The sequence below is a fragment of the Rubidibacter lacunae KORDI 51-2 genome, assembly GCF_000473895.1.
GTDB classification, from domain to species: Bacteria; Cyanobacteriota; Cyanobacteriia; order Cyanobacteriales; family Rubidibacteraceae; genus Rubidibacter; species Rubidibacter lacunae.
The window spans coordinates 1-16,796 of sequence record NZ_ASSJ01000042.1; the positions used below are offsets into that span (position 1 = coordinate 1).

A 16,796-nucleotide genomic window follows, 5' to 3' on the forward strand; every position below is an offset into this window, starting at 1 on the left:
GAGGGCGGGGTCGGCGACGACACCCTATTCGGCGGGAGCGGAGACGACATACTGTGCGTCCAGGACGGCTGGAATTACCTCATCGGCGGGGACGGGAACGACCGCCTCTACGGCGGGGACAGCTCCGACCAGCTGTACGGCGAGGACGGCGACGACATACTGATAGGCGGGAACGGCAACAATACTTTGGTTGGCGGGAACGGCGACGATACGCTGGTTGGCTTTGGTGACGACAGTTCCGGGATTAACCGCTTAATCGGCGGGAGAGGCAACGATACATTCGTTCCGGCCTCTCGCAGCTTTGAGTTCTTCCAGGGGAGTGGGTTCTCCTTAATCGAAGACTTCACAGGGGTTCCCGGTGAGCAAAACCTGATTCAGCTCCCCCTCAGTCTCAGCCACTTTAGCCTAACCACAAACCACGGCTACAACTTTGGAGGCTCAGCTCCTGACACGGCAATTTTGTGGCACGTCGGCAGCGAATCGAGACTGATCGGGCTCGTGCTAGACACGACACAAATTGCCCTGACGCCCGATTACTTTACGGTTGGGGTAACCGAAGTCTAGATGGCTGACCATCAGTGCGCCGCTTCAGCTTCTTTTTGAGCCTCCAACTACACCCTCGGAGGCTTTTTTGCACGCGCTCTGGGATTGCTCCCAGCATAGGCATTGTCAACTTATCGGTGGTTTGCTTCAAGAATCGACGCTATTCACAGGAGTTCGTGTTTTCCTCGAAGGTGGCTTACCAAAATCTCTCTACCCAGCGCACTGGATCGGAAGATTCGTTCTATGCGCGATCGCTTCCGTAGTGCTCAACTCCACGTGCAATTCGTGCGGGCTGGCTCAGACAGCGATCGCCCGCGCGATCCAAGGGCGACTGAGCAATCGCTCGCGCCGTGTCGCGTCATCTGGAATGAATACTAAGCAGCGTGCATCAGCAGGCAACTTCCGCTTATGAAGCTGGAAAACAGGGGGGAGGGTAATCGGTACACATAAACTGGACGTATCCGTGCTTGATTCTACCTTCTCCCAAAACCGTCTCAGGGCGATCGCCTACTACAGTGCAATTGCCACGACCTCTGTGCTAACTCACTCTATGCCTGCGCGGTCGCGGCGGGGTCCCCTTCTCTTGCCAACGATCGCCTCGAAACCCGACTCAATTTCGATCAACTCCTCATCCAGAAGCCCTGCGCCACTTTGTTCTTGAATTAGGGAGAGAAAACTCTAGGATCAAAAATTCTGAGTTATAATCTTTGCGTCCGATCCATTACTCAATTTAGTATCAAGAGTACCAGCCATTAGGAGTGACCGAACAAAATGGGCTATCACGTAACCGTAAATATTTCTAATCACACCAAAGAGGATGTTAATTATGCCGAAAGCATGCATTTGTACCAAGGAGATATCGAACACGGACCGGTTCGAACCATTCCTGCCGGTAGCATGAACAAGAGGGCCTTTACCGGATATGCAAGTGGGAGTCATGAGGCTTCCGGGTACGTTAATTACTATTTTCCTGGTTCCAGTGGTTGTGTGATGAAAATAAACTATGGAACCGAGACTGCCGTCACAGGGCAGACTGATGGCTACGAGACTTACACTGCGTGTGTCTATGTTTATTGCCAAACGCCTAATAAGTATGGTTTTTCAGCTGAGTCTGCTGGATACTTTGTGGTCATGGAAAATGCGATACTGATTTCGAAGAAAAAGGGTGGTTATGATATGTACACTGCCACGCTGCATATCTACCCAGTTGGTAGCCAATACCTTACGCCTAAGGAGCCAAAACTAGCAAATCCTATCTACTATCTCTTGAATAAGACCAATAAATGGGTTCATTTACGCAATTACGTTAATTTACATCCATACGAGCTTACGAACGGAACCACCTCCATTGGACCTGGAGACCAACGAATTATTCTTGATGGCTGCCCGGGAACACAGTTTGTATCTCCCTACCCAGCTTTAACCTACAGCATTGATGAGGATCGCACTTTTCAGTTTATCCCGTCACGAAATACTGAAGGGAGTACATGGGTTCCCCCTACTATTTCGTGGCCGCAAAATCAGGGAAATTATGATATTTCCATTCAACCGATATATTCCTGCGCCGACACCTACACCCTGACTTTGACTGAAAAAAACTGAATTCTAGAGAGGGACTCCTGGCAATAGTCGGTCTGAATTGCCCGACTATTCCTCATTGATATAGCTACGATTCTACGTGACTCACCGGTGTCTCGATATTCGCCAAGTCAGGTGTTCTTTCCAGGTGGCTGTGGCTCGCCGGCTGTCTCGAATCTGGAGTATTGAGGAAGTGCGAAGAGGGGGAAGGTTTTAGCGATCGCGATCGGATGCTCCGCGCTCGGCGATCGCTCCGTAATCCGATCGCTTGTTGGAGGTACGATCCCTCGGAACTCGCTCCATCTGTTACCTGTGAAGCTAACCGGACAATCTGCGATCGGGCGAGTGTCTGAATGTCAGTTCTGGCATGGGTTTGGATGTTTCACGCCCAGAACGACAGATCCGTTTACCCTCTACATTCATTCCAACTACAACGCGGCTTACTAAGGTTGATTCGGGCGATCGCAAGCTGCGCTATGTCACATAATTGCAAGAGCGCGATCGGGCTAAATCAAGACATGAATTACTTCCAACGTGATAAGAAATCAATTCAATTTGCGACCGCGATCCTCGTCAGAGTTTTGAGAGCTTGAGACATTAATGGTGTGAGTTAAATCCCACACAACCCGAAAAATTTAGAAAGATGCGATGAGTCTAAAAAACTCCAGTTTTGACTCTATGCCATCCGTCGTTTGCAGCATTCCCTCGTTCAGCCTCTCTCAACCAGGAGCAAAACAATGACTTTCTACCTATTTGAGAACGCCTTCAACTACACCCTCGAACAAGCCACTTCCCCCAATGTCCTGGTCGGTCCACTTGGATAAGTCCTGGACGGCGGGCCCGGCAACGACCGCCTGGAGGGTTGGGACGGCAACGACAAGCTCTACGGTCATGGCGGAGACGACTTACTGTACGGCTGGGACGGCAACGACAAGCTCTACGGCGATGTCGGCAACGACACCCTCTACGGCGGCGACGGCGGCGACAGCCTCTACGGCGGTGACGGCAACGATACCCTCGGCGGGGGTGATGGGAACGACACCCTCTACGGCGACGACGGCGGCGACTACCTCTACGGCGGGCCCGGTAACGATAGCCTTGACGGCGGGGACGGCAATGACACCCTCTACGGCGGGCCCGGTGACGACAGCCTCGACGGCGGGAACGGCGATGACAAGCTCTACAGCGGGCCCGGTAATGACAGCCTCAGCGGCGGGGACGGCAACGACAGCCTTGACGGCGGGGACGGCAAAGACTCTCTCGGCGGCGGGAACGGCAAAGACGTTCTCAACGGCGGACCCGGCAACGACAAGCTCCATGGCGGAAACGGCGACGATTTACTGTACGGCTATGACGGCATCAACAAGCTCTATGGCGGGAAGGGCAACGACACCCTCTACGGTGGGAGCGGCATCGACCGCCTCTACGGCGGTCAGGGCAGCGACGTGTTGGTTGGCGGCGCCGGGGACGATACGCTGGTTGGCTTCTTCGATTACAGCAGTTCCGAGTTCGACACGCTCATAGGGGGCGCCGGCACCGATACGTTCGTTCTGGGTGTTTCCAGCACCCTGTTCTACGTTGGGTCTGGGCACGCTCGCATCACTGACTTCACCAGCAATTCGAGAGACACGATCCAGATCTTTGGCGATCTCAGCGATTACAGCCTCGACCAAAGCGTCAACTACGGGGGGGCTGCAGCTCTAGACACGGTGATTCTCCGGGGCAGCGACGTGATCGGGGTCGTGGAAGATACGACGGCAATTGCCCTAACGGCTGATTACTTTACGACGGTGTAAGCAGATCCGAGATTGCTGCCGATTTTCGCGCTGCCTCAGCTTCGCTTCGAGCCTCCGACTTCACGGTCGGAGGTTTTTTGCGCGCGCTAGGGGATTGCATCCAGCTCAGGCATTGTTAACTTAACGTTGTGCTTTGGGAATCGACACTTTTTCATATGAGTTCATATTTTTCACGAAGGTCGCGTACAAAAACTCTACCAACCCAGCGAACTGGATCGGGAGAGTCTTGCTATGCGCGATCGCTCACGCATCAATGCGCAACTCTTGGGCAGCGATCGCGATCGGGACGTCTGCGCTCTGCGATCGCACCGTAAGCCGATCGCTTGTTGGGAGTGCGAGCGTTCGGATCCCGCACCCCTTGTTACACGTGAAGCAAAACGGACTGTCTGCGATCGGACGAGCGGCTGGACATCAGTTCTGGCAGGGGTTTGAGTTGTGCACCTCCCCGCTCAATAAATACGTTTGCCCTCTACCTTCATCCCAACGGCAAAGCGACCTGCGCTGAGATTCGCGCGATCGCAGGCTGCCATGTGTCACTTAATTTCAAGAGCGCGATCGGTCTAATAACAAGACACGAATTGCTCCTGAGGTGAGAAAAAATCAATTCAATTAGCGACCGCGATCCTCGTCAGAATCTTGAGAGCTTGCAACACTAATGGTGTGAGTTGAATCCAATGTAAACCGACCAAATTTAGAAAGATGCGATGAGTCTAAATCGACTCCAGCTTCTGACTCTATGCTATTCATCGTTTGCAGTATTCCTTCGTTTAGCCTCTTTTTACCAGGAGCAAAACAATGATTTACATCCAGTCGATCGACATCGAAAGTGCCTTCGGCGAGTATCACTTTTACGGCAAGGACGGCAACGACGTCCTCGAAGGCGGTCAAGGCAACGACCGCCTGAATGGCGGGAACGGCAACGACGGCCTGTATGGCAGGAATGGCGACGACCGCCTGAATGGCGGCAACGGCCACGACTTGCTTGTCGGCGGGAACGGCAACGACGTGCTGTATGGTGACAACGGCGGCGACCGCCTGTATGGCGGGGACGGTATCGACTTCCTTGCCGGCGGGGACGGCAACGACCACCTGTATGGGGGGACGGCAACGACTTGCTATATGGTGACAACGGCGACGACCGCCTGTATGGCGGGGACGGCAACGACCGCTTGCATGGGGGGAACGGCATCGACCACCTGTATGGTGGGAACGGCAACGACCACCTGTATGGCGGGGACCACAACGACTTGCTGTATGGCGGGAACGGCAACGACTACCTGTATGGCGGGGACCACAACGACTTGCTGTATGGTGAAGATGGAAACGACTATTTGTTCGGCAACGACGGCGCAGACCGCCTGCTCGGTCAGGACGGCGACGACCGCCTGCATGGCGGGAACCTCAACGACCGCCTGCTCGGTCAAAACGGCAACGACGTCCTCGACGGCGGTCAAGGCAACGACCGCCTGTATGGTGGGAACGGCAACGACTACCTGTATGGCGGGAACGGCAACGACGTCCTGTTCGCCGGCCAGGGCAGCGATTGGCTGATTGGCAACGCCGGAGACGATACGCTGATTGGCTTCGGCGACAGCAGTTCTGAGTACGACGTGTTGCTTGGTGGTAGCGGTACCGATACGTTCGTTCTGGGCGATCTCGACGGCGTGTTCTACCAGGGGGACGGTCACGCCCAAATTCTTGACTTCACCAGCGATTCGCTTGCTATCGAAGACACGATCCAGATCCACGGCGATCTCAGCGATTACAGCCTCGACCAAAGCGTCAACTACGGGGGGGGTGCAGCTCTAGACACGGCGATTCTCCTGGGCACCGACTTGATCGCGGTCGTGGAAGATACAACGGCAATTGCACTGACGGCTGATTACTTTACAACGGTGTAACCTGAGTCGAAAAGGCTGCCCATCTGGGCGCTGTTTCAACTTCACTTCGAGCCTCCGACTTACGCTTGAGGGCTTTTTGCACGCGCTCGGGGATTTGCATCCAGCTCAGGCATTGTCAACTTTCAGATGTGATTCAGGAATCAACTTTTTATATATGACTTTTCTCGTTATTTTTTGGCGAGTAAAATCGGCAGGTCTTGGAAGCGCTCGAAAGCCTTATTATCCAGTTGTGCGATCTCAATAGCCCCAGCCTGTTGGGTATCACACAAGCCTTGGAACCCCTGGTGTGCAATTGTTTGTGCAATTGTTGCAGACTTGACGGGAAAAGCCAGATCCAGATCCATATAAGTTCATGTTTCCCTTGAAGGGTGCCTACCAAAATCTCTCAACCCAGCGAACAGGATCGGTAGATTCGTTCTATGCGCGATCGCTCACGCATTCGTGCGCTACTCCTGGGAAGCGATCGCGATCGGGACCTCTGCGCTCGGCGATCGCTCCGTAAGCCGATCGCTCGTTGAGGGTGCGAGTGCTCAGATCTCGCGCCCCCTTGTTACCCGTAGGGCAAACTGGACCGCCTGCGATTGGATGAGCGTCTGGATGTCAGTTCTGGCAAAGGTTTTGCTTTTGCACGTCCCGGCACGACAGATCTGTTCGCACTCTGCATTCATCCCAACTTCAACACGACCTGCGCCGGTTGATTCGGGCGATCGCAAGCTGCCAGGTGTCACTTAGTTGCAGGGGCGCGATCGGGCTAAAAACAAGACAAGAATTACTCCTGACGCGAGAAGAAATCAATTCAATGTGCGACCGCGATCCTCGTCAGAATCTTGAGAGCTTGCGACACTAAGGGTGTGAGTTGAATCCCACGCAACCCAAAAAAATTGTAGAAAGTTGCGATAGGTCTAAACCGACTCAAGCCTCTGACTCTATGTTATTCGTTGTTTTCTATCTTCCCTCGCTCGGACTCTTTTAACTAGGAGTAGAACCATGACTGACTACCCACTGGAGAAAAACCACCTACTTATGGAGAAAGACCACCCACAACCGGAGGAAAACACTTCACCGGAGAACGTCCTTAAAGACTCCCTCAGAAAAGTCTTCCTTGGATATTTCCTGGAAGGTGGGGACGGCAACGACCGCCTGGACGGTGGGGACGGTGACGACACACTCTACGGTTATGGCGGTCACGACGTATTGCTCGGCGGGAACGGCGATGACTACATCGATGGCGGGGACGGCTACGACTTACTGTACGGCGAGGACGGCAACGACACTCTCATCGGTGGGGACGGTGATGACGAAATGTACGGCGGGAACGGCGACGACTACATCGACGGCGGGGACGGCTACGACTTACTGTACGGCGAGGACGGCAATGACTCGCTCGACGGGGGCGACGGCGACGACTACCTATTGGGCGGGAACGGCAACGACACCCTCCGCGGCGGGAACGGCAACGACTACCTAAGCGGCGGGAACGGTGACGACGACCTAAGCGGCGGGAACGGTGACGACACTCTCTTCGGCGTGTCCGGCGACAACACCATCGACGGCGGGTTCGGCAACGACACCCTCAATGGCGGGTATGGCAACGACACCCTCAACGGCGGGTTCGGCAACGACACCCTCGACGGCGGGAACGGCGACGACACCCTCTACGGCGGGCTCGGTAACGACACCCTTTACGGTGGGCACTTCAAAGACACCCTCTATGGCGGGGTCGGCAACGACTTCCTGGATGGCGGGGTCGGCAACGACTTCCTGGACGGCGGAGCAGGCATCGATACGGTCAGTTATCGTTACTTGTACGTTGGCGGCACCTTCGACCTGACGACCGAAGTTGCTAGCTTGCCCCCTCTTGACGATGGCGTCGAGGTCATTGCCAATTTTGAGAACATCTACACGGGCTACGGCGACGATACCATCATCGGAAATGCTGCTGGTAACGTAATTCGTGGCGGTGATGGGGACGACATAATGTCCGGTCGGGATGGCAACGACTTGCTGTTCGGTGAAGACGGCACCGACAATCTGTTCGGCGAGGATGGCAACGACTTGCTGTTCGGCGATGACTGCATCGACAATCTCTACGGAGGGGACGGCGACGACTTCCTGGACGGCGGGAGCGGCGACGACAATCTCTCCGGCGGGAACGGCGACGACCGCCTGCATGGCGGGGATGGCCGCGACCGCCTGGGCGGCGAGTATGGCGACGACCGCCTGAACGGCGGGAACGGCGACGACTTCCTGTCCGGTGATAATGGCAACGACGAACTGAACGGCGGGAACGGCGACGACTTCCTGTCCGGCGATACCGGCAACGACGAGCTGAACGGCGGGAACGGCGACGACCGCCTGTACGGCGCGCAGGGCAACGACGAGCTGAGTGGCGGTGCCGGGGACGATTGGCTGCTTGGCTTCGGTGACAGAGCCGGTGACAGAATCGAGTTCGACACGCTCACAGGCGGCGCTGGCAGCGATACATTCGCCCTGGGCTATCTCGGCAGAGTGTTGTACTTGGGTTTAGGGTATGCCAGCATCACTGACTTCAGCAGCAATCTCGAAGACACGATCCAGATCCTCGGGAATCTCAGCGATTACAGCCTTGACAAAAGATTCAACTACGGGGGAGCTGCAGATCTAGACACGGAGATTCTCTGGAACGGCGACAGAATTGGAATCGTGCAAGATACGACGGCAATTGCCCTAACGGCTGATTACTTTACGACGGTATAACCGGAGTCGAGGCAGTTGCCCATCTCAGAGTTGTTTCAGCTTCGCTTCGAGCCTCCGACTTTACCTTCGGAGGCTTTTTGCATTCGCGCAGGGATTGCGCCCAGCTCCGGCATAGTTAACTGAACGGCGTGCTTCAGAAAAGCGACAGTATTCATAATTCATATGAGTTCATGTTTTCCTCAAAGTTGGGGTTCCGAAAACCTCCCGACCAGCTCGCTAGGCCGGGAGAACCACACTATGGGCGATCGCGGGCGGCGGCGCTCAACTCCAGGGACGCGATCGCGATCGGACTCTCGGCGATCGCCTTACTGGTTTCAGAGGTTAGAACCGGGCGAGATCGTCTGAATTGGTTTATCTCGATGCTTCCGGTAGATCTGGAAATCGCTATCGAGGGTGAGAATAGCACTTTTGTCAAATTGTTCTGCCATTCTCACCAGGCACGCATCTGCCAGCGACATCGGCACTGATTGGTAGCGTTCGATTCAGTCTCGAATCTGTTCCCGTTCCTCCCCGAGATCGAATGCAACTGCGATCGCACCGTTGGCGAGTAAGTCTTTCACTGCCGCGCGGGCGACCGGGCGAACGCGCAACAGAAAACGCGCAACAGAAACAGTGCCTCCGACAACACGGATTCGCAGGTCAGCAGGGGCGGTTCGATTTCCGCCCATTGTAAAGTCGCCCATTGATGATGGCGATCGCGGCGGTTCAGCAATGCGACGAGCGGTCCGGTGTCGAGAATTGACCGGCGTTTCATCGTGCATCGTACCCCTCCATATACGCCTCATTTGCTGCCAGATCTTCGGGCCCGTCATTGATGCAACCGACCCACGGTTTCGCCAAGTCCAACACAGATCGGGTTCGTGCGTTAGCGTTGGGGACATCTCGATCGTTTGCCTGATGCAGTTTGGCTTCCAGAAGGTTGCGTTCCTCATTGGATAGTGTCTGTACGAGCTGGGCGATTGCCTCGACAATCTTGACATTCATGCTTTGACCACCTCCTGGCTGCACTCAGTTGGTTCTAGGCTATCGCGATTGACCCTCTCAAAACCTGTGATATCAGCAGCCGAAACAGGGAATCGGCGGCTTTCGCAGCGACACGTGTTGATTGCCTGCGATCGCTCGTGCCATACTGCGCCACCTGCAATGACTGCCGAGCCAGCACATGGCAGCCAGAATTTTCCGCTTGCCAATTTTAAAAGCATGGGGTTTAATCAGTACATATGAACTGGTAATATCCGTGCTTGCCTCTCCCTTCCTCCAGCAGGGTCTCAGGGCGATCGCCGTACTGCAGTGCGATTGCCGCGAGCCTTGTGCCATCCCGCTTTATGCCTGCGCGATCGCGGCGGGGTTCCCTTCCCCTGCCGACGACCACCTCGACGCACAGCTCGACCTCAATCAACTCCTCATCCAGCATCCCAGCGCCACGTTTTTCTTGAGGGTAGAGGGAGACTCCATGGTCGGCGCTGGCATTCACTCCGGCGATTTGCTCGTGGTCGATCGGGCTCTAGAACCTGCGGACGGCAGGGTGGTCGTGGCTGCGCTCGATGGCGAGCTAACGGTCAAGCGGCTGCGCTTCCTGCGCGGTCGCCCCCATCTGGTGCCGGAGAACCCCAACTACGACCCACTCCCGGTCGGGGAAGACTCCGACTGTCACATCTGGGGCGTCGTTACTAACGTCGTCCATACGCTCTGATGTTGGCACTAGTAGATTGCAATAACTTTTACGTTTCCTGCGAGCGCGTGTTCGACCCGCGTCTGGCCCGGCGACCGGTGGTGGTGCTGTCCAATAATGATGGCTGCATTGTGGCGCGATCGCCGGAGGTTAAGGCACTCGGGATTGCCATGGGAACCCCGTTTTTCAAGGTGCGCGCTCTGGTCCGGCAGCACGACATCGCAGTGCTGTCGTCAAACTACGCGCTCTACGGCGATATGTCGGCGCGGGTGATGACGGTGCTGGAGGACTGCGCGCCGCAAGTGGAGGTCTATTCCATCGACGAGGCGTTTCTAAATTTTGCGGGCTTTGCACGGCACAATCTAGCCGCATACGGGCAGTGGGTGCGAGCGCGAGTGCGGCAGTGGACGGGCATCCCGGTATCGATTGGTATTGCCCCGACCAAAGTACTGGCGAAGCTGGCCAATCGCGTGGCAAAGCGATCGCTAGAGGGCGTGTGCGTGCTCGAAGGGAATGACGAGTTGCTGGAGGCAACAGCCGTTGAGGATATCTGGGGCATCGCAAAACGCTGGGGCAAACGACTGCGATCGCGTGGCATTCGGACGGCACTGGAGCTGCGCGACGCGCCGGAGGCGGTGGTCCGGAAGGAGATGGGGGTCATCGGCGTGCGTCTCCAGCTGGAATTGCGGGGCATTCCTTGTCTGTCACTGGAGCTAGTGCCACCACCGAAACGCGAGACCTGCGTGTCGCGATCGTTCGGGCGACCGGTGACGGAGTTGGCGGAGCTGCGAGAGGCGATCGCGGCGTACGCCAGTCGATTGGGGGAGAAACTGCGCCGTCAGCAACAAGCAACCGAAACGTTGCTGGTCTTTACTCGGGCTCGGCCGCACGGGTCCAAGGGAAGCTCGGTCGTGCTGTCGCTGCCAATGGCAAGCAACCATACCCCGACGCTCTTGCACTACGCCAACCGAGGTATAGCAGCGCTCTTCCGTCCGGGTTCCACGTATGTGAAAGCGGGCGTGGTGGCGCATGGTCTGGTGACGGAGTCCCGGGTACAGGGCGATCTATTTGTCGCAGCCGAGGGAGAGCGCGATCGCGATTTGATGCAGGTACTGGACGAAATCAATCGGCGCTGGGGACGCGGGACAATTGGCTTCGCGGCAGCCGGAGTTCAGCAACAGTGGCGCATGAAAGCAGGAAGGCGATCGCCGCGCTACACAACGTCTTGGGCGGACCTGCCGATAGCACGAGGTTAGGGTTTGTTAGTATAAAACGCGAAGGTTGAAGACCGGATAAGCCTGCTTTCTATGCGTAGCATGAGTGTCGGGAGCACGTCACAACCTTTCCAACTTCTTCCGTGAGGGTATTTCTGCAGGAAGACTGGCAGGCACTGCAAATTATCAAAGAGTTTCAACGGATTTTTTTGTCATGTATAACAATGCGAGGAACGGCAGAATTTCAGGGCTAAATGCGGTAATTTTCATTGCCAACGACTTTGAAGGACAATGCAAATTCTACGAGGAAACACTGGGTCTTGAATTGGCTTCACGGCAAGAGGATGCAGCTTTTTTTAAGATTGGAAATCAAACTCTCGGAATTTTCGCACGTAGTCATCATCCGGAGGGAACTAAGCGTCTTGGTGATGCCACTCACGGCATTTCTCATTTGGAATTTTTGCTTGCAGAAGCAGATCTAGAAAAAACTATTGCTAAGCTTAAGGCAACAGGGGCTCATGCATATGGAGACAACTTTGCCGACGCAGACGGGAATCTTTTTCATTTCAAGCACTGACCCATCGGAAGACTATCATATTTTTTTCGCATACGCGAGAGGGTGGCTCCCTGACATCTTCGTCACGACCTCATATTATCAATAGTTATATTTGTTGGGTTTCCTTGCACCGCTAAAAAGGTTTTAACCCGTGTCAAGGAAGCTGATGATAGCTTAACATTCTTGCCTGAGTCGATCCTCCCGTAACAGGGCAGTAACAGAAGTTTTGTCGGACAAAGATGCGCGGTTCGACGTTGTCGGAGTCGAAGCAGATAATATCAACTTCTTGCCGCGATCGCGGCTTGCTAGTTTGCAGCATTGCGCGCAGCAACTGTCATGCGATCGCCTTGTTGGTTTCAGCGGTCAGAACCGGGCAAGATCGCCTGAATTGGCTGGTCTCGGTGCTTGTGAGAGATCTGGAAGTCGCTATCAAGAGTGAGAATGGCACTCCGGTCGAATTGTTCCGCCATCCTCGAGCCTGTAAAGTGTTTTTGTTTAGAGAGTATCTATACTGCCCGAGATTCACTCGCTTACACAAAAAACTTCACCCCCTCCATCCTGTTACATCGCTCAATCTACCCGAGCATCCAAATCACAGCGATCGATGTTTACTTATGCTCATGGCAACTGAAGAATTTCCCGATTGGCTTGGCTATTGTGTTATTTCGTATTCACTCGTGCTGATTGTTCTGTCTATTGTCAGAACCAGAGACCCCTGGACGCCGCTCCATGAAGCGGCTCGCAAAAATGACCTGAACACCGTGCAGTCCCTTCTCAATCGAGGCGTAGCTGTAGACCTCCGTAAAGATGGAAATCTCCGTAATCCTACCCCGCTCAGTATCGCAGCGCAGTACGGACACGATCAAATTGTCCGGCTGTTGCTCGAAAACGGGGCAGACGTCACTCAGGGAGCGGGTGTCGCCCAGGATCCCCTTCTGTTAGCCGCAGTCCATCACCAAAAATCGACCGTTGAAATGCTTTTAGCATGGAGGGCACAGCGCAGCCTTCATTTTGCCGTGTTACATGGAGATTTAACTGCTGTGGCAGTCTTCCTATCTCAAGGTGTTGATGTAAATGGAAGGCGTCATGAAAATAGAACGCCGCTTCATTTTGCGGTTCTATCCGGCGACAGAGCTACTCTAGAGCGGTTGATCGTGCACGGGGCAGATGTCAATGCTCAGGATTTGAAAGGGCATACACCTCTAATGACTGCATTAAAGCAGGACCAACTCATCGCTTTTCAAACATTACTCGACAGTGGCGGGCGACTTTATCCCCAAAAGGAGGCTTCAAATTTGCTGCATGAGGCGGCCCGATCGAATGCAGTCAACATCACCGATTGGCTGGTTAGCGTAGGATACAGCGTGAATCAACGCGACTTAGATAATGAAACACCACTTCATTCTGCAGCAAGAATGGGTAGCGCTGCGGTCGCCAATTTCTTAATTAAAAATGGAGCTGAATTGGATGTGGCCAATATCTCTCGAGGAAGAACTCCGCTTCATTGTGCAATTTCATTCGGAAGGGTTAACCTCGTTCAAATTTTAGTAGATGGTGGAGCGGATATCAACGCTTTCGATAAGTCATGGGCAACACCCCTTTTACTGGCTGAAGAAGGGTGCTACGAGCAATGGAGAAATATTCCAATCTTGAATATTTTGTACAGAGACATCAAAGCAGAGGAGAGTAGAAAGATATATTTATTCCTAAAAAGCCGTGGTGCAATACGGGGCATGGGACGTATGGACGAAGATTTTTAAACCCCATCCTAAAGGGTAGGCTTCCTGAACTAATCCAAGACCATTGACGCCGATACCCGCGCACTCGTCAACCGCCTGGTGCTGGAGCGTATTTCCATAGATGGAATTGCTCGCGTCGCGCAGGTTTACGGGCAATGGATTCAGGATTATAGCAACGCGCAGTAAGGCGCAGACGCAGTGGAATGGCGGACTTGTCCAGCAGCCAGTAGCAAACCCAAGCGCATCGATTTCTACAGCTCAGTGTTCCTTTCTATATCACCGTCAAGGTTACTGTAATCGCCGCAAAGTTTGCTGATGCTGCAGCATTGGCGTAGCAAATCCATGCGATCGAGTCAGCTACTTACGCCCACATCAACCCAAGCTGCCATCTGCTCCTTCCCTATCAACCTTCGAGGCGATCTCGAGACATTCACATAACTCAGTCATGGTCGATGTTGAGTAGAGCCAAGCGATCGTGCAGCCAGCGCACGCCGAGTTCCCCGAGCACCGCTGCCGCGTTGGGGAAACCGCGATCGCTTGCCTGCCGTAGTTTGGCGTCCAGAAAGTCGCGTTCCTCCTTGGGCAGTGTCTGCACTAGCTGAGCGATCGCGTCAACAAGCTTGGCATTCATGCGCTGACCCTCTCCAGGGTTGCACTCAACTGGCTCTAGGCGATCGCGATCGCCTCTCATGCTGCTGCTAGGTGGGCGCGACCAGCTGTCTGGCTTGTCTGCTGCAGGGAGATCCGTGGGGTTCGATGCGGGGCGGCAAGCTTTCTGGTTGAGGTGCGTCGGGTTTACTTGGCGAGAAGCTCGACGCCGCGTCGCTAGCAACGACGCGTGGGCGCACAAACATGGGTCAACCTCGGCAGCAACTGGATTAGAAGTACAGGTCGGCAACCCGCTCGGCAAGCTCGCGAACGTCGGGCTCAGCCCGATTCGTCAGGACAATAACCGTCAGCTGCTTCTCAGGAATACGCAGGATGAAGTTGCGAAACCCCGACGTGCTTCCCCCATGATGGTGCCGAGTGCTGCCGTCATACTCATCGATGTGCCAGCCAAAGCCATAAGTCCCTAGCGAAGGCGTAAACATCTGTCGCTTCAGGCCGGGCGAGATGAGGCCTTCGCTAGACAGCGCCTGGTCCCAGAGATAAAGGTCGTCGAGCGAGCTGTAGACACCGCCGTCGCCCAGAACCGCGCTCCAGACACTCTGGTCGCTGAAGTCCACGCCATCAGCGGTCACAGTGTAGCCATAAGCCCTATTGGCAACTGTGGAGATACCCTTCTCGAAGGCAACCGTTCCGTCCATACCCAGCGGCGTGAAGATTCGCTGGTCGAGAAACTCTGCGAATGTCTGTCCGGACATTTTCTCTACGATCGTCGCCAGAACGGCATAGCCCGAATTACTGTAGCGGTACTCGCTGCCCGGCGGGAAATAACCGGACTCGGCATTCACCATCAGCCGCAGCACGTCCACATCGTGAACCTGCTCGCCATCGGCCGGGACCATAGGCTCGTAGTCCGGCATGCCGGACTGGTGGCGCAGAACCTGCTCGACTGTGATGTCTTTTGCGTAGTCGTTAACCGACGGATAGAGCTCCCCCAGGGTCGTATCTAGCGATAGCTTGCCCTCGTCAACGAGCATTAAAATGGCTGTGGCGGTGAACTGCTTGGTTAACGACGCCAGCCGGAAATTTGTTGAAGAGCGAACCGGTACCTTGGTGGCCATGTCCGCGGCGCCGTAGGTTCGAGTAAGCACCTTCTGGCTATCCTGGATGACCAACACGGCGGCGCCCGGCAACGTGGGGTCGTCGTAGGGGGCAAAGAGTTCATCCACGGCCTCGCCGGGATCTCCACCGCAGGCAGACAGTACAACGGCGAAAGCCGCCAGGCAAAGGCTTCTTACGGTCATGATGAATTCTCCATCGGGGGCGTTCGGATAACGGCGCGCAGAACTCGCCACGGGAAAAGCGGACAGGCCGGTCGTGACGACGCGATCGTCGTCGATATTAACGATATACACTTCGCCTAAGCGAAGCCGAACCCATACCTCGCCGCCCGGGGTCAGGTCCTTTTTGTTTGCCACCACCATCGCCATCACCGGCGGACCTTACACGATCGCACAACGCACTCCTGCTAGGCGGATGTCGGCACCGACCAACTGAGCGTGACCCAGCGGTTGGTTCGCTGCGGCTGAGGCGGGCTTCCAGGATGTTGCGCGGAGGGCTTCCTCGCTCAGGGGCACGACAAGGGGAGGCAACCCGGCACTTGCGAGAGCGGTAGCGTTCGTACCACCGGTAAGCGATCGCCGTAACGCAGCAACACGATTTCTGTACGATGGCAAGTGCAGAGCTAGCGGGATTACTTCTGGAGACGGCGATCGTCAAACAAATGCTGGGGAAGGATGTCATGCAAGAGTCGGTGATTTACCAAGAGATTCTGGCGGAAGGGGAGGAGCGGGGTGTGAAGCGAGGCGAGCAAGCGGTGGTTCTCCGCCAGCTCGCGTGCAAGCTCGGCCCGCTTTCTCCCGATTTGAGATCGCGCGTAGAAGCCCTCTCTGTCATGCAGTTTGAAGTCCTCGGCGAAATGCTGCTCGAGTTCTCCGATCTTGCCGAGCTTCAGAGTTGGTTGCAGGCGAATGGGTAAAGTCTTGCCTCGACCGTGAAATACTCTGCGATCGCCGTCCGTAAACCGTGCCCGGGCTTGCTCGCGATGCAAAAGTCCTAGATGAATGGAGTAAAGCGATCGCATTGAACTTCATCAACTATGTTGAGTCGATTGCCAAACCTTAGCGTGTATGCATAGTAAGATGTCCCTCGTCACCGAGTCAGGGCATGGCAGGACAACAAAAAGTTTGAAGCTGACTTTCCAGATGTTGAAGTTCGCCCTCATGAGAGTGGAGTGCGAAACTTGGAGATTTGGAGATGGCCTTCCAAGGGTCAAGTCCGGCTCTCCCGAATATCAAAGATGATCTCGGGAAAGCGATCGATGACTCTCAGAGGTTCATGGGCTGACACTCCCGATACTGATTGACTGACAAAAGTTTGCCTGAAATCGCCAGAA

At 55.0% G+C, this 16,796-nt stretch carries 19 protein-coding genes and 2 pseudogenes; 14 read left to right on the plus strand and 7 right to left on the minus strand.

The genetic code is table 11. The features are described from left to right. From KR51_RS07545 to KR51_RS20180, 3 genes are all read left to right on the plus strand, one after another. Positions 1 to 564, plus strand: a 564-nt coding sequence (locus KR51_RS07545) for a calcium-binding protein (RefSeq protein ID WP_022606442.1), incomplete at its 5' end; no start/stop codon positions are given. Positions 565 to 786: 222 nt separating this feature from the next. Then, entirely contained in the window at positions 787 to 921 is a 135-nt protein-coding gene (locus tag KR51_RS20930) for a hypothetical protein (protein ID WP_269634896.1), read from the plus strand. 393 nt (positions 922 to 1,314) lie between these two features. Further along, positions 1,315 to 2,145, plus strand: coding sequence for a hypothetical protein (locus KR51_RS20180; RefSeq protein WP_022606444.1), 831 nt, complete (start codon positions 1,315 to 1,317; stop codon positions 2,143 to 2,145). Positions 2,146 to 2,870: 725 nt separating this feature from the next. Here the strand turns inward: KR51_RS20180 and KR51_RS19410 are convergent. Next, positions 2,871 to 3,014, minus strand: coding sequence for a hypothetical protein (locus KR51_RS19410; protein WP_022606446.1), 144 nt, complete (start codon positions 3,012 to 3,014; stop codon positions 2,871 to 2,873). Here KR51_RS19410 and KR51_RS21230 point away from each other — a divergent pair. The 5 genes and pseudogenes from KR51_RS21230 (at position 2,976) to KR51_RS21240 (ending at position 5,818) form a co-directional block, all read left to right on the plus strand. Next, positions 2,976 to 3,917, plus strand: a complete 942-nt coding sequence (locus tag KR51_RS21230; protein ID WP_408638098.1) for a calcium-binding protein — start codon at positions 2,976 to 2,978, stop codon at positions 3,915 to 3,917. The two genes, KR51_RS19410 and KR51_RS21230, sit on opposite strands and share 39 nt — an antisense overlap. Positions 3,918 to 4,148: 231 nt before the next feature. After that, complete coding sequence (locus KR51_RS07565; RefSeq protein WP_040655565.1) at positions 4,149 to 4,349, plus strand: hypothetical protein; 201 nt, start codon at positions 4,149 to 4,151, stop codon at positions 4,347 to 4,349. Between the two features lie 363 nt (positions 4,350 to 4,712). Then, positions 4,713 to 4,976: pseudogene (locus tag KR51_RS20190) on the plus strand (calcium-binding protein); the annotation flags it as partial. A 50-nt stretch (positions 4,977 to 5,026) separates the two neighbouring features. Beyond that, positions 5,027 to 5,401 (plus strand): annotated as a pseudogene (locus KR51_RS21235) (calcium-binding protein); the annotation flags it as partial. A gap of 9 nt (positions 5,402 to 5,410) precedes the next feature. Then, positions 5,411 to 5,818, plus strand: coding sequence for a calcium-binding protein (locus KR51_RS21240; protein ID WP_408638099.1), 408 nt, complete (start codon positions 5,411 to 5,413; stop codon positions 5,816 to 5,818). Positions 5,819 to 5,985: 167 nt separating this feature from the next. Here the strand turns inward: KR51_RS21240 and KR51_RS19430 are convergent, their stop codons facing one another. Continuing rightward, complete coding sequence (locus KR51_RS19430) at positions 5,986 to 6,162, minus strand: hypothetical protein (RefSeq protein ID WP_022606452.1); 177 nt, start codon at positions 6,160 to 6,162, stop codon at positions 5,986 to 5,988. Positions 6,163 to 6,805: 643 nt separating this feature from the next. Here KR51_RS19430 and KR51_RS20940 point away from each other — a divergent pair. After that, positions 6,806 to 8,554 carry a calcium-binding protein gene (locus KR51_RS20940; RefSeq protein WP_022606454.1) on the plus strand — a complete coding sequence of 583 codons (1,749 nt, stop codon included), beginning with the start codon at positions 6,806 to 6,808 and terminating at the stop codon, positions 8,552 to 8,554. A gap of 556 nt (positions 8,555 to 9,110) precedes the next feature. Here the strand turns inward: KR51_RS20940 and KR51_RS20200 are convergent. Beyond that, a complete protein-coding gene (locus KR51_RS20200) occupies positions 9,111 to 9,308 on the minus strand; it encodes a PIN domain-containing protein (RefSeq protein ID WP_071783249.1) in 198 nt (65 codons plus the stop codon). Continuing rightward, positions 9,305 to 9,538 (minus strand): hypothetical protein, encoded by a 234-nt coding sequence (locus tag KR51_RS07590; protein ID WP_022606456.1) that lies wholly within the window; start codon positions 9,536 to 9,538, stop codon positions 9,305 to 9,307. The genes KR51_RS20200 and KR51_RS07590 overlap by 4 nt, the downstream gene beginning before the upstream one ends. Before the next feature lie 253 nt (positions 9,539 to 9,791). On the opposite strand from KR51_RS07590, the gene KR51_RS07595 reads away from it, so the two are divergent. The 4 genes from KR51_RS07595 (at position 9,792) to KR51_RS07615 (ending at position 13,756) form a co-directional block, all read left to right on the plus strand. Beyond that, a complete protein-coding gene (locus KR51_RS07595; RefSeq protein WP_232214559.1) occupies positions 9,792 to 10,247 on the plus strand; it encodes a LexA family protein in 456 nt (151 codons plus the stop codon). After that, positions 10,247 to 11,482, plus strand: a complete 1,236-nt coding sequence (locus KR51_RS07600; protein WP_022606459.1) for a Y-family DNA polymerase — start codon at positions 10,247 to 10,249, stop codon at positions 11,480 to 11,482. The genes KR51_RS07595 and KR51_RS07600 overlap by 1 nt, the downstream gene beginning before the upstream one ends. A gap of 64 nt (positions 11,483 to 11,546) precedes the next feature. After that, the gene (locus KR51_RS07605) at positions 11,547 to 12,017 is read left to right on the plus strand and encodes a VOC family protein (RefSeq protein ID WP_198016722.1); all 471 of its coding nucleotides are present in this window, start codon (positions 11,547 to 11,549) and stop codon (positions 12,015 to 12,017) included. Positions 12,018 to 12,235: 218 nt separating this feature from the next. Beyond that, positions 12,236 to 13,756 carry an ankyrin repeat domain-containing protein gene (locus KR51_RS07615; protein ID WP_022606464.1) on the plus strand — a complete coding sequence of 507 codons (1,521 nt, stop codon included), beginning with the start codon at positions 12,236 to 12,238 and terminating at the stop codon, positions 13,754 to 13,756. A 418-nt stretch (positions 13,757 to 14,174) separates the two neighbouring features. Here KR51_RS07615 and KR51_RS07620 read toward each other — a convergent pair whose 3' ends face one another. From KR51_RS07620 to KR51_RS19460, 3 genes are all read right to left on the minus strand, one after another. Continuing rightward, the gene (locus tag KR51_RS07620) at positions 14,175 to 14,366 is read right to left on the minus strand and encodes a hypothetical protein (protein ID WP_022606466.1); all 192 of its coding nucleotides are present in this window, start codon (positions 14,364 to 14,366) and stop codon (positions 14,175 to 14,177) included. Between the two features lie 247 nt (positions 14,367 to 14,613). Then, positions 14,614 to 15,831: a serine hydrolase domain-containing protein gene (locus KR51_RS07625; RefSeq protein WP_022606468.1), complete on the minus strand. Its 1,218-nt coding sequence runs from the start codon at positions 15,829 to 15,831 to the stop codon at positions 14,614 to 14,616. A 12-nt stretch (positions 15,832 to 15,843) separates the two neighbouring features. Next, entirely contained in the window at positions 15,844 to 16,077 is a 234-nt protein-coding gene (locus KR51_RS19460; RefSeq protein WP_156915019.1) for a hypothetical protein, read from the minus strand. Here KR51_RS19460 and KR51_RS07630 point away from each other — a divergent pair. Continuing rightward, on the plus strand, positions 16,071 to 16,379 hold the full coding sequence (locus KR51_RS07630; protein WP_051358116.1) for a DUF4351 domain-containing protein: 309 nt from the start codon (positions 16,071 to 16,073) through the stop codon (positions 16,377 to 16,379). The genes KR51_RS19460 and KR51_RS07630 overlap by 7 nt on opposite strands. Positions 16,380 to 16,796: the final 417 nt, after the last annotated feature.